Raw genomic sequence first — 13,168 nt, forward strand, 5'->3', positions numbered from 1 at the left:
TTACCTCATCATGGTAGTTTAATTTCTTATAACATTTTTTTATTTACAAGTCTTTTAAGGACGATTTGATTTTGAATTATTTAGTAAAAAATAAAATGAGTTCAAAACACATAGAAACCGAAGCTATTCGCACACAAATAGAACGCTCGCAATTTTTAGAACACTCTAGTCCAATGTATCTAACATCGAGCTATGTTTTTGAAGATGCTGAAGATATGCGTGCTTCATTTGCAGACGAAAAAGAACGCAACATTTACAGTCGCTATTCTAACCCAAACTCTTCAGAATTTGTAGAAAAAGTGTGTAAAATGGAAGGTGCAGAACGTGGTTATGCCTTTGCTTCTGGTATGTCTGCTGTATTTTCTACATTTGCTGCGTTATTAGATTCTGATGACCATATTATTTCATCACGAAGCATTTTTGGTTCTACACAAACCTTATTCAATAACATTTTACCAAAGTGGAAGATTTCAACAAGTTATTTTAAAATAGATGAATTAGATGCTATCGAAAGCCTAATTCAACCGAACACTAAAGTAATTTATGCAGAGAGTCCAACAAATCCTGCTGTAGATATTTTAGACTTAAAACGCTTAGGTGATATTGCTAAAAAGCACAATCTCTTATTTATTATAGATAATTGTTTTGCAACGCCTTATTTACAACAACCTATAAAATTTGGTGCAGATTTGGTAATCCATTCTGCCACCAAATTAATGGATGGACAAGGTAGAGTTCTAGGAGGTGTAACCGTTGGAAGTTCAGAATTAATTCAGAAAATATATTTGTTTTCTAGAATTAGTGGTCCAGCCTTATCACCATTCAATTCTTGGGTACTCTCTAAAAGTTTAGAGACTTTACCTGTTAGAGTAGACAGACATTGTGATAATGCACTAAAAGTAGCCACGTTTTTAGAAAGTCATGAGAATGTGAAATTGGTAAAATACCCGTTTTTAAAATCACATCCACAATACGAATTAGCTAAAAAACAAATGAAATTAGGTGGAAGCATCGTGGCGTTTGAAATAAAAGGAGGCATTGAAGCCGGAAGACAATTCCTCAATGCCATAAAACTATTATCACTCTCAGCAAATTTAGGAGATACAAGAACCATAGTAACGCATCCTGCATCAACAACGCATGCTAAAATACCAGAAGCTATTCGTTTAGAAACAGGAATCACAGCTGGTTTAATAAGAATTTCTGTGGGCTTAGAACATCCTGAAGATATTATTAACGATTTAAAACAAGCCTTAGAAAACTAGAATTTGAAATTGTATAAAAATTTTAATTGATTGGACTGTCCTCTTGAGGGGACTTTAGGGGTGTTTCAAACAAAAATACTATGAGCAAAATAAAACAAGAATTACAAAAACGAATCTTAGTTCTCGATGGTGCCATGGGAACTATGTTGCAGCAATATAATTTCTCAGAAAAAGATTTTAGAGGCGAACGTTTTAAAGATTATCCATCACCTTTAAAAGGAAACAACGATTTATTATCTATCACACAGCCTAAAGCCATAGCAGAAATTCATGCTAAATATTTTGAAGCTGGTGCAGATATTGTAGAAACTAACACCTTCTCAGGCACAACCATTGCCATGGCTGATTACGACATGGAAGATTTGGTGTACGAACTGAACTATGAATCTGCTAAAATAGCTAAAGACGTTGCGGATAAATTCACGAAAGAGAATCCTGAAAAGCCTCGTTTTGTAGCCGGCAGTATTGGGCCAACCAACCGAACGGCAAGTTTATCGCCAGACGTTAACCGACCAGAATACAGAGCTATTACTTTTAACGAATTACGTGTTGCTTACAAACAACAAGTAGAAGCCTTAATTGATGGAGGTGTTGATATGCTTTTGGTTGAAACTATTTTTGATACACTAAATGCAAAAGCGGCTTTATTTGCCATTGAAGAAGTAAAAGAAGAGCGTCATATTGATATTCCAATTATGGTTTCTGGTACCATAACGGATGCCTCTGGAAGAACATTATCTGGCCAAACCGTTGAAGCGTTTTTAACCTCAGTATCTCATATTCCGTTATTAAGCGTAGGTTTTAATTGTGCGTTAGGCGCGCAACAACTGCAACCATACTTGCAACGCTTATCGGACGAAACAGAGTTTTTTACCTCAGCACATCCAAACGCTGGTTTACCAAATGCTTTTGGAGAATATGATGAAACCCCTGAACAAATGCAAGGCTACATTGAAGACTACCTAAAAGATAACCTTATCAATATCATTGGTGGTTGCTGTGGTACAAGTCCTGAGCACATTAAAGCCATTGCTGAAGTCGCTCAGAAGTATGAACCGAGAAAATTGGTTGTTGGTGTATAGTTGATAGTTGATAGTTGTTAAAAATTAATTTTAAGAATGAATTATACAGAATTAGATGTTTGGAAATTTTCAAGGGAGCTTGTGAAAAAAGTTTACTTGTTAAGTAATTACTTTCCCAAGGAAGAATTGTACGCCTTAACAAATCAAGTTAGGAGGTGTTCCATTTCTATTCCTTCCAATATTGCAGAGGGATTAGGAAGACAATCCAACAAAGAAACGATTCATTACTTATATATCTCAAAAGGTTCATTATATGAACTTGAAACACAACTTTTTTTAGCTTTCGATTTAGATTACATCTCTGAAGAACAATTAAAACGAATTTTAGAACACGTTACCTCTTGCAAAAAGCTGCTTAACGGATTCATTAATTATTTCAAATCAAAAAAGTAAGATGAGTGCATCCAGCAACTATCAACAAACAACTAAAAACCAAAAGTATCTAACGCTTTCCGGACTAGAACCACTCGTGGTTACGCCAAACAGTAACTTTATAAATGTAGGCGAACGTACCAATGTTACTGGTTCGCGTAAATTTCTTCGCCTAATTAAAGAAGAAAAATACGACGAAGCCTTAGAAGTGGCAAGAGACCAAGTTGAAGGTGGTGCACAAATCCTTGATGTTAATATGGATGAAGGCATGTTAGATGGTGTGTATGCCATGACCACCTTCTTAAATCTTATTGCCTCAGAGCCAGATATTTCTAGAATTCCATTGATGATAGATAGTTCTAAATGGGAAATTATAGAAGCTGGTTTACAAGTTGCACAAGGAAAATGTGTGGTAAATTCCATAAGTTTAAAAGAAGGCGAAGCACAATTTAAGCATCATGCTAAACTCATAAAACGTTATGGAGCTGCTGTTGTGGTTATGGCTTTTGATGAAGATGGCCAAGCCGATACCTACGAGCGACGCATTGAGATTTGTAAACGCTCGTATCACATTTTAGTCAACGAACTTCAATTTCCTGCACAAGATATCATCTTTGACCCAAACATTTTTCCGGTTGCCACAGGAATGGACGAGCATCGCAGAAATGCGCTCGACTTTTTTGAAGCTACCAAATGGATTCGTGAAAACTTACCTCATGCCAACGTTTCTGGTGGTGTGAGTAATGTGTCTTTTTCATTTAGAGGAAATAATGTGGTACGTGAAGCGATGCATTCCGCATTTTTATATCACGCGATTAAAAACGGAATGAACTTAGGGATTGTAAACCCTACGATGCTTGAAGTTTATGATGAAATTGATAAAGATTTATTAGAACGTGTAGAAGATGTTCTTTTTGATAGACGCGATGATGCTACGGAACGTTTATTGGACTTTGCTGATTCTGTAAAAGGACAGAAAAAAGAGCAAGACAATAAAGTACAAGAATGGCGAAGCGACCCGTTACAAGATAGAATTACACATGCTTTAGTTAAGGGAATTGATGCTTTTATTCTCGAAGATGTTGAGGAAGCACGTTTAGCTTCAAAGAAACCCATTGAAGTTATAGAAGGCCATTTAATGATTGGTATGAATGTGGTTGGCGATTTATTTGGAAGTGGCAAAATGTTCTTACCTCAGGTAGTAAAATCGGCACGAGTAATGAAAAAAGCAGTTGCGTACCTTCAACCTTTTATTGAAGAAGCGAAAAAAGCCCCTAAATCCCCAAAGGGGACTTCTTATTGGAAGACAGCCGACCCACTTTTATACGGATTAATGAAAGCGCATGCGCAAGAAATGCGGAACCAACCCACCGAAGCAGAAGCTTTACTTTGGGATGTTTTAAGGAATAAACAATTAGATGATTTTAAATTTAGAAGACAGCATATTGTTGGAAGTTATATTGCAGATTTTATTTGTTTAAAAAAAGGATTGATTGTAGAAATTGATGGACTCATTCATCAATTACCAGAAAATAAAGCTTCAGATGAAGAACGAACAAAATGGTTAAATGAACAAGGTTATCGTGTTATACGATTTACAAATGACGAGATTTTATCAAATCTCGATGATGTTCTGGAAAGATTAAAAGAAGCACTAAAAGTTTCCCCTTTGGGGACGGAAGGGGCCAGATACGCTGGTAAAATATTAATGGCAACGGTAAAAGGCGATGTTCATGATATCGGAAAGAATATCGTGAGCGTAGTTTTAGGTTGCAATAATTATGAAATCATTGACCTTGGTGTGATGGTTCCACCAGAAAAAATTATTGAAACGGCTATTAAGGAAAAGGTAGATATCATTGGGTTGAGTGGTTTAATTACACCTTCGCTAGATGAAATGGTTTATGTGTCTAAATCCCTAGAAAAACAGAATGTAAAAATACCATTGATTATTGGTGGAGCAACAACCTCTAGAGCGCACTCTGCCGTGAAAATTGCACCACATTACAATAATACTGTGGTTCATATAAATGATGCTTCAAGAGCAGTAACTGTTGTTGGAGATTTACTGAAAGAAGACAGTAAAATTTATAAAAACCAAATTAGAGAAGAGTATGATGCTTTCCGAGAACAATTCTTAAAGCGTACCAAGAAAAAAGATTATTTAACGATTGCTGATGCTCGAAAAAACAAATTTAAAATCAATTGGAATACATCAGAAATTGTAAAACCAAAACAATTAGGCACTCAAATTATTGAAGATTTTGATATTACTAAACTTGAAGATTTTATAGATTGGTCGCCATTTTTTAGAAGTTGGGATTTACATGGAAAATATCCAGCCATTTTAACGGATGATGTTGTTGGCGAACAAGCCACAGAATTATTTGCAGATGCACAGGTGTTATTGAAACGTATTTTTGATGAAAAACTGCTTAAAGCAAAAGCTGTTTTTGGACTGTTTGAAGCTAATACTGTGAATGATGATGATATTACAATCTCTGATTGTAATGCTGAACTTGATTCAGCATCTCGCAAAAACACCTATACTTTTCTAACTCTTCGTCAGCAATCCAAAAAATCAGAAGGCAAACCAAATATTGCCTTAGCCGATTTTATTGCACCAAAAGCAACCAACAAACAAGATTATATGGGTTGTTTTTGTGTCTCAACAGGTTTTGGAACAGCAGAATTAGCAGCGCAATTTGAAGCTGAGCACGACGATTATAATTCCATTATGATTAAAGCTTTAGCAGATAGATTAGCGGAAGCTTTTGCCGAATATTTGCACAAAGAGGTAAGAACAAAACACTGGAGTTATGCCAATAACGAAAACTTGTCTAACGACGAGTTAATTAAAGAAAATTATAAAGGTATTCGCCCAGCACCAGGTTATCCGGCTTGTCCAGACCATTTAGAAAAGAAAACCATTTGGGATATTCTTAAAGTAGAAGAAAACATTGGTGTAAAACTTACCGAAAGTTTAGCCATGTGGCCAGCCGCGAGTGTCAGTGGTTACTATTTTGGTAATGCAGAAGCTAAATATTTTGGTTTAGGTAAGATTAAGGAAGACCAAATTGAAGACTATAGTAAACGCAGAGGAATCACCATGGAAGAAGCAACCAAATGGCTAAGTCCTAATATTGCGGATTAATTGAATTGAGACTATAGACCTAGCAGGTTTTAAAAACCTAGCAGGTCTTTCACTAGATAATATCCTGCAAGGTTTCAATAACCTTGTAGGTTTAGAAGTAAAGAAAATTAAAAGATACCTGCTTTCGCAGGCATGATTATGAAACGAGCATGTTCAAAACTTTATCATTTACAAGAATGATTAATAGCGAACAGCATGTGACCGTTGAAAAGCAATAAGTTTAAACACATGAAAGTAACAGACCACATAAAAAACGCTAACGGAAAAACCTTATTTTCTTTTGAAATAATACCACCAAAAAAAGGAAATAGTATACAACAACTCTATAATAATATTGACCCATTAATGGAGTTCAATCCACCATTTATAGATGTAACAACCTCTAGAGAAGAATACCTTTACATTGAAAAAGACGGACTTCTGGACCGAAAAATTACACGTATGCGACCAGGTACTGTAGGGATTTGTGCTGCCATATCTCATAAATATAATGTAGACACGGTTCCGCATGTATTATGTGGAGGTTTTACTAAAGAAGAAACCGAATATTTATTAGTCGATTGTCATTATCTAGGCATTCATAATGTGATGGCCTTACGAGGCGATGCCATGAAACATGAACAATATTTTAAAGCTTGTGATGGTGGTCATCAATTTGCGAAGGAATTGGTGGGTCAAATTCAAAATCTAAATAAAGGTCAGTATTTACATGACGTAATAGAAGCCGATGGTAAATCGGATTTTTGTATTGGTGTGGCAGGTTATCCTGAAAAACACTTAGAAGCACCTTCCTTAAAAACAGACTTAAAACGTTTAAAAGAAAAAATAGATGCTGGCGCAGATTACGTGGTAACCCAAATGTTTTTTGACAACCAAAAGTATTTCGAATTTGTAGAAGCAGCCAAAGCCGAAGGGATTAATGTGCCTATTATTCCAGGTATAAAACCCCTTGCTGTAAAACGCCACTTACAACTATTACCACAAGTATTTAAAATTGACTTACCAGAAGATTTAATTGATGCTGTTGAAACTTGTAAAAATAATCAACAAGTCAGACAAGTTGGTGTAGAATGGGCTATTCAACAATCTAAAGAGTTACAAGCGGCTGGTGTTCCAGTACTGCATTACTATTCTATGGGAAAAAGTGATAATGTAAAAGCAATTGCTTCAGAGTTATTTTAATTCTAAATAAAAAGGCTTAATGTTTATTAAAATTGAGAAACTACGAACGCGTTAAAAAAATTGAAAGTTTAGAATTATACGCTTCGTTTTGCGATTACAACAACTCCAATACAAATTAACAAAATCGAAATACTAAGGGTAAGTTTACTATTTAATTTTAAAGTTAGCAACGCAATTAAATCAAATAGGATGTAAACTTAAAAGCCACAAAACACATGCTAAAAATTATGTAAAAAGAAAGACAGCAAATAACTAAATACTGTATAAAACAGAATTCTTTCATCAATATAAAATCTATATCCAGTATTAAAACAACAGTTACGGATTTATATATAATTTCGAAGAATTAGAAACCTGTTTTTTATTTCTTCTTCGTAATAACATTCATGGTTAAGCCCGAAATAATAAGTAATATTCCGACTAAACTCCAGATGGTATAAACTTCTTTAAACCAAACTAAGCCTATGATGATTGTAAAAATAACTTCTAGATATTTTAGAGGAGCAATTTGATTAGTCTCACCAACTTGCATTGCCTTTGTCATGTAGAGCTGTGCAAAATACCCAAAGACACCTAAACTTAACAGCATTAACCATTCTTTTCCAACAGGATGTATCCATCCATTAATAGATAAAAGTCCACCTATGACTGCTGATATAATCATAAAATAATTTACAACAACTACAGGGTGATCTTCATTTCCTATTTTTCTAATAGAGATATAAACAAGCCCAACAAAAACAGCGGAAATTAAAGCAAAAACAATTCCTTTTACTTCTAATTCCGTATCAAATCCTTTTAAAATTAACACACCTAAAAACGCCATTAAAAAAAAGAACCACTGTATTGGTTTTATTTTCTCTTTTAAAAACAATAAGGCAAATAAAGCCGCAAAAATAGGACCTATATAACGGATAGAAACCGCTGTACCCATTGCAATATATTTTATAGATAGAAAGAACAAGGTCATAGAAATTAGTCCGAATATACTACGCATTATTAATAGTGCTCTTTTATTACCTAATAAAGAAATCTTATTTTTTAATAAAAACGGAATAGTAAAAAACAAAGAACCAACTGACCTAAAAAAGACAATTTGATACACACTGAAGTTGCTTAATGATTTTACAAATACGTTCATAAATGTAAATGCCAAAGCACTAATTATCATATATTGTATGGCTTTTTTCAGAATAAATATTTTTTTTAGATTAGTAATTAACTTGATGCAAAGTAAAAATAAGATTCTATTTTTTAATTAAAAAACCAAGCTTTAAAACTTGGTTTTTTTTGCTTAAAATGAGAATCCTTAAATAGAATTAAAAAGGACAAGCTTAAATACATAAGTTGTCCTTTTTTAGTTATCAATCAATTATAACTTGTTATTCAATAACAATTCGTTTTGTTACAGAATTGTTACCAGCATTAACTTTTAATAAGTAAACACCAGAAGCCATTTCTGATACATCAATAGAGTTATCTATCAATTTTGTAGAGCTTAATACTCTAGATCCTAAAATATTATATAATTCAACAGAATCAATTTGAGTTTGATTAGCTGATTTTATTGTGATGTTTGTAGATGCAGGATTAGGGTAAACCTTTAAGTTTGACGCAGAAAACTCTTCAGTAGAAAGCGTACCTAAATTAACTAAAGAAAGATTATCCATTCTTACTTCAGTGTCTCCATTCATCCAACCTTTATCTTTACCAGAATCTCCATGTATAGCTGCATCATAAGGCCCTACGGCTCTAATAAAAATAGCTATACTAGTTTCTGAACCTGTGTTAAATGATAATGTAGGTACCATTGGGTTTAAATCCGATGTACTACCTGAAGGTACTATTGTAGTATATGCAACTTGATTAGCAGCTAACTCAACAGCAGCAACAGTATCATAACCAAATCCATCTTGAGCAGCATCAGCTGGTAAATCATAAGCTGGCGTATAATCAGTCACATATCCACTTCCTTTTAAGACAATAACTTCAATGTATTGTGTTGTTGTTGTTTCATCACTAAATCTATAATCTATATCTAATGTATAGTCACTATTTGCCTCAACAGCCACTTCTTGATATATACCATCAGACTCTAAATTGTCCATTTTTACTACATCGTTACTACTTATAGATGAAGACTCACCTTGATCTGCAATATCTTTATTAATCCATCCTGAACAAGCACAGTCAGAACCAGAAGATTTTGGTATATTATCAAATGTAGCATTATGTACAGTTGGCTGTACCTGAGAATATCCTATAGCAGATATAAACATTAATGTAAAAAGTAATTTTGTTTTCATAATTTATTGTTTTATTTAGTTAATTTTAATTGGTTCACCAATCTGGTTTACCAAATATAACAAAAAAAAGAGTCTCTATGGCATTTTTATTAGAGAATTATAAAGATGATTATTAAAAATAATTAATTCTTAAAAAATTGGAGTTTAAATAGTTATTAATTGATTTAGCTGAAAAATAAATTCTTATATTGATTAACCAATTTATTGGGTAAAAATATTAACATTGAATGAATAGAAAAATAATCTTATTACCATTACTTTATTTAGCAATACAAATCAGTACAGCACAAGTTCTTTTAGATGCTAATGGACCAGGAAACACCTATGAAGATATCAACGCTGTTCTAGCTCCAGGCTATAATGCTATTGAAGTACCAGATTGTAATCATACTTCCTTTGGTAGGCATATTGATGAAGTTTTTGATGCGGATTTAAATAGTAATGTCTTTAGGTTCTTCATTCATACCAATCCAGACAATGACCGTTGCATCAATTTTGATAGACAACGAAATGAGATTAAAACCTATAATCAATCTCCAAATAACCTTAAAGCTGTAGTTGGAGAAACCGTAAAGTATAAATGGAAATTTAAAATTAGTTCAGGCTTTCAGCCCTCATCAAGTTTTACACATATACATCAAATAAAATCAGTAGATGGTTCTTTCGCCTCTATACCAATGATTACATTAACGTTAAGAAAAGCAAGTCCTAATCGTGTTGAATTAAGATATACACCTACTAACGACCAAAATACTATTGAGACAGCTGATTTGTCTCTTTTTGAAGGGAATTGGGTAGAAGTTAATGAAATTATAACCTATGGAGATACTGGCAGTTATAGCATAGAAATAAAGAAAATTACCAATAACCAAATACTTCTTAGCTACAGTAATGACAATTTAGATATGTGGCAAGATGGAGCAAGTTTTGCAAGACCAAAATGGGGCATTTATAGAAGTTTAAACAATTCTAATGATTTAAGAGATGAAGAAATACGTTTTGCCAATTTTAGTATAGAAGAGATTAACCCATTATTTATAAATGAATTAGAAAATAATGCAGAACAGATTATACTCACTCCTAATCCTTCTACAGATTTAGTTACTTTTAAAAATGCAAAAGCAGAAGACTACGATGTCGTCCATTTATTTGATAATACAGGAAAGGAAATATCTACTAAAAACCGAATAAAGAATAACCAAATGGATGTTTCAGAATTAAGTACTGGTCTGTATTTTATTGTATTCAAAAAAGCGAAACAAACTGTGAAGATTTTGAAATGTATGGTGAACTAAATCGGAATAATTTCTTAAAATTATATTACTAATCTGCGGCTAAAAAATCATTAATTCCAATTAGCAATAAGTATTCAATAAATTAGTTAAACTCTTTAAAGATTCATTCTTTATTTCCTCTAAAGTTTGATTCTCCGTTATGTTTAATAGCTCCATGGGGATTGAATTATCTCCATAATCAGCTAAACATCTATTATCTTTAGTTACTGTAATAATTCCATCAATAGATCCATCACTTAAACTCTTAATATAATTTAATTCCTTTATATAAGAATTAAATGATTGGTAAAACAGGATTCTGTAACCTTGTCTTTCTGCTGACTTTTGTAAATGACAAAGTACATGACTATAACATTGTTCAGTTACTTTTGGTACGATAACAGCAATAGATTTAGTTTGCTGCATTCTTAGTGAAACAGCATAATTATTTGGAACATAATTATGCTGTTTTGCTATACTCTTAATTGTTTCTCGTGTAGCTTTACTTATATCAAGCCTATTATTTAAAGCTTTAGATACTGTAGATATTGAGTATCCAGATAAATATGAAAGTTGTTTTATAGTTACAGCTGACGATTTCAATTGTTGTTATTTTAAATCACTAATTATTTGCAATGCATTTCTGGTATCAGATTCTATTTTAGCTAAATCATAATTACCATCAGCACCTTTTGCTATCAATTTAGAACCCATTCCAACACAAGTTACACCAGCCTTAAACCATCCTTCTAGGTTTTCTTTTGTTGGTGAAACTCCACCTGTAGGCATAATACTTGTCCACGGCTGAGGACCTTTTATTGCTTTTACAAAATCTGGTCCGTAAATACCGCCTGGAAACAATTTTACAACCTCACAACCTAGTTCTTCTGCTCTACAAATTTCAGTTAAGGAACCACAACCTGGAGACCAAGCAACCTTACGTCTATTACAAACAATTGCAATATCTTCTCTTAATACAGGAGTGACAATAAAGTTTGCTCCTAATGCCATAAAGCGCGAAGCCGATGCTGCATCTGTAACAGAACCAACACCCATTATCATTCCAGGTAATTCTTTTAATACCCACTTATTAAGTTCTCCAAAAACTTCGTGAGCAAAATCACCTCTTGCTGTAAATTCTAATAATCTTGCGCCACCATCATAGGTCGCTTTTATTACTTTTTTACTTACTTCTAAATCTGAGTTATAAAACAATGGCACCATTCCGGTTTGTTTCATAACATTTGCAACTTCTATTCTTGTATAATTTGCCATTTTACTTTTTTTTTTTAAAATCTAATTATTCTTTTAATCTCAATCTTTAGAATTAGACAAATGCTTTTGTCTTTTATAATCCTTGATTTTTAAAATAATAATTTATCTTGCTACACGGCCAGAAGCATCTCCACCCATTAGCTTTTCTACTTCAGAAACTGTTACTAAGTTAGCATCACCTTTTATAGTATGCTTTAAACATGAAGCAGCAACTGCAAAATCTAATGCATTTTGGTCATCTTCTGGGTATTTTAATAATCCATAAATTAAACCTCCCATAAATGAATCTCCACCACCTACACGATCAACTATATCTGTAATTTGATATTGACGTGTTTCATACATTTTTTTACCATCATATAATACACCAGCCCAAGTATTGTGAGATGCAGAAATTGAACCTCTTAACGTAGTAATTACTTTTTTAGCTCTAGGGAATTTTGCCATCATTTGCTTACAAACAGATAAAAATGCTTCAGCTTTTACATCATGTCCGTGTTTGTGAACATCTAAACCTTCTGGATGAATTCCAAAATGCTTTTCAGCATCTTCTTCGTTACCTAAAACAACATCACAATACGATGTTAATTCAGTCATTATTTTTTCTCTATGCGCATCATCACAGAATGTCCAAAGTTTAGCTCTATAGTTTAAATCTGTAGATATTGTTACTCCCATTTCGCTAGCTACTTTTACAGCCTCTAAACAAGCATCTGCTGCTCCTTGAGAAATTGCTGGTGTAATACCTGTCCAGTGAAACCAAGCAACATCTTTAAATACAGCTTTCCAATCTACCATACCTGGTTTTATATCCGAAATTGCAGAATGTGCTCTATCATACACTACCTTACTACCTCTACTTACTGCACCTGTTTCTAAAAAGTAAATCCCTAAGCGGTCTCCACCATAGATAATTTTATCTACGCCTACGCCTCTTTTTCTCATTTCCATCATGGCACACTCACCAATATCATTTTTTGGTAAACGTGTAACAAAATCTACAGGTACACCATAATTTGCTAACGATACAGCTACGTTAGATTCTCCACCACCATATACGGCATCGAAATTATTGGCTTGAGAAAACCTTAAAAATCCTTGAGGTGCTAATCTTAGCATAATTTCTCCAAAAGTGACTACTTTTTTCATTCTAAATATTTGTTTAATTAGTTATAAAATTGTTGTTGGTTAATCGATTAAATACATTATTTAAAACAAATCAAAACGGATTGGTTTTGATTCTTTTAGATTAAACCAT

General features: G+C 33.3%; 11 protein-coding genes. 6 read left to right on the forward strand and 5 right to left on the reverse strand.

Going from position 1 to position 13,168, the window contains the following annotated elements:
* The first annotated feature begins 95 nt into the window (after positions 1–95).
* The 5 genes from HNV10_RS14165 to metF all read left to right on the forward strand — a co-directional run bounded on the left by HNV10_RS14165 (position 96) and on the right by metF (position 7,055).
* Positions 96–1,265, forward strand: a complete 1,170-nt coding sequence (locus HNV10_RS14165) for a trans-sulfuration enzyme family protein (RefSeq protein ID WP_173302052.1) — start codon at positions 96–98, stop codon at positions 1,263–1,265.
* A gap of 80 nt (positions 1,266–1,345) precedes the next feature.
* On the forward strand, positions 1,346–2,347 hold the full coding sequence (locus HNV10_RS14170) for a homocysteine S-methyltransferase family protein (protein ID WP_173302053.1): 1,002 nt from the start codon (positions 1,346–1,348) through the stop codon (positions 2,345–2,347).
* A gap of 36 nt (positions 2,348–2,383) precedes the next feature.
* Complete coding sequence (locus HNV10_RS14175) at positions 2,384–2,740, forward strand: four helix bundle protein (protein ID WP_173302054.1); 357 nt, start codon at positions 2,384–2,386, stop codon at positions 2,738–2,740.
* A gap of 1 nt (position 2,741) precedes the next feature.
* The gene (locus tag HNV10_RS14180) at positions 2,742–5,873 is read left to right on the forward strand and encodes a vitamin B12 dependent-methionine synthase activation domain-containing protein (RefSeq protein ID WP_173302055.1); all 3,132 of its coding nucleotides are present in this window, start codon (positions 2,742–2,744) and stop codon (positions 5,871–5,873) included.
* Between the two features lie 228 nt (positions 5,874–6,101).
* The gene (gene metF, locus HNV10_RS14185) at positions 6,102–7,055 is read left to right on the forward strand and encodes a methylenetetrahydrofolate reductase [NAD(P)H] (protein ID WP_173302056.1); all 954 of its coding nucleotides are present in this window, start codon (positions 6,102–6,104) and stop codon (positions 7,053–7,055) included.
* 361 nt (positions 7,056–7,416) lie between these two features.
* On the opposite strand, the gene HNV10_RS14190 is transcribed toward metF, so the two are convergent.
* Positions 7,417–8,250: a DMT family transporter gene (locus HNV10_RS14190; protein ID WP_394353362.1), complete on the reverse strand. Its 834-nt coding sequence runs from the start codon at positions 8,248–8,250 to the stop codon at positions 7,417–7,419.
* A gap of 187 nt (positions 8,251–8,437) precedes the next feature.
* Complete coding sequence (locus HNV10_RS14195) at positions 8,438–9,361, reverse strand: T9SS type A sorting domain-containing protein (protein ID WP_173302058.1); 924 nt, start codon at positions 9,359–9,361, stop codon at positions 8,438–8,440.
* Positions 9,362–9,588: 227 nt separating this feature from the next.
* Here HNV10_RS14195 and HNV10_RS14200 point away from each other — a divergent pair, with 227 nt between their 5' ends.
* Positions 9,589–10,656, forward strand: coding sequence for a T9SS type A sorting domain-containing protein (locus tag HNV10_RS14200; protein ID WP_173302059.1), 1,068 nt, complete (start codon positions 9,589–9,591; stop codon positions 10,654–10,656).
* A gap of 60 nt (positions 10,657–10,716) precedes the next feature.
* On the opposite strand, the gene HNV10_RS14205 is transcribed toward HNV10_RS14200, so the two are convergent.
* From HNV10_RS14205 to HNV10_RS14215, 3 genes are all read right to left on the reverse strand, one after another.
* Positions 10,717–11,238 (reverse strand): LacI family DNA-binding transcriptional regulator, encoded by a 522-nt coding sequence (locus tag HNV10_RS14205; RefSeq protein WP_173302060.1) that lies wholly within the window; start codon positions 11,236–11,238, stop codon positions 10,717–10,719.
* Positions 11,239–11,244: 6 nt separating this feature from the next.
* Positions 11,245–11,910 carry a bifunctional 4-hydroxy-2-oxoglutarate aldolase/2-dehydro-3-deoxy-phosphogluconate aldolase gene (locus HNV10_RS14210; protein WP_173302061.1) on the reverse strand — a complete coding sequence of 222 codons (666 nt, stop codon included), beginning with the start codon at positions 11,908–11,910 and terminating at the stop codon, positions 11,245–11,247.
* Positions 11,911–12,012: 102 nt separating this feature from the next.
* Positions 12,013–13,059, reverse strand: a complete 1,047-nt coding sequence (locus tag HNV10_RS14215; protein WP_173302062.1) for a sugar kinase — start codon at positions 13,057–13,059, stop codon at positions 12,013–12,015.
* Between the last annotated feature and the right edge of the window lie 109 nt (positions 13,060–13,168).

It is taken from the genome of Winogradskyella litoriviva (genome assembly GCF_013249065.1).
GTDB lineage: Bacteria > Bacteroidota > Bacteroidia > Flavobacteriales > Flavobacteriaceae > Winogradskyella > Winogradskyella litoriviva.

Coding starts and splice junctions, on each gene's coding strand:
- HNV10_RS14165 (WP_173302052.1), top strand. CDS start 96: ATGAGTTCAAAACACATAGAAACCGAAGCTATTCGCACACAAATAGAA.
- HNV10_RS14170 (WP_173302053.1), top strand. CDS start 1,346: ATGAGCAAAATAAAACAAGAATTACAAAAACGAATCTTAGTTCTCGAT.
- HNV10_RS14175 (WP_173302054.1), top strand. CDS start 2,384: ATGAATTATACAGAATTAGATGTTTGGAAATTTTCAAGGGAGCTTGTG.
- HNV10_RS14180 (WP_173302055.1), top strand. CDS start 2,742: ATGAGTGCATCCAGCAACTATCAACAAACAACTAAAAACCAAAAGTAT.
- metF (WP_173302056.1), top strand. CDS start 6,102: ATGAAAGTAACAGACCACATAAAAAACGCTAACGGAAAAACCTTATTT.
- HNV10_RS14195 (WP_173302058.1), bottom strand. CDS start 9,361: ATGAAAACAAAATTACTTTTTACATTAATGTTTATATCTGCTATAGGA.
- HNV10_RS14200 (WP_173302059.1), top strand. CDS start 9,589: ATGAATAGAAAAATAATCTTATTACCATTACTTTATTTAGCAATACAA.
- HNV10_RS14210 (WP_173302061.1), bottom strand. CDS start 11,910: ATGGCAAATTATACAAGAATAGAAGTTGCAAATGTTATGAAACAAACC.
- HNV10_RS14215 (WP_173302062.1), bottom strand. CDS start 13,059: ATGAAAAAAGTAGTCACTTTTGGAGAAATTATGCTAAGATTAGCACCT.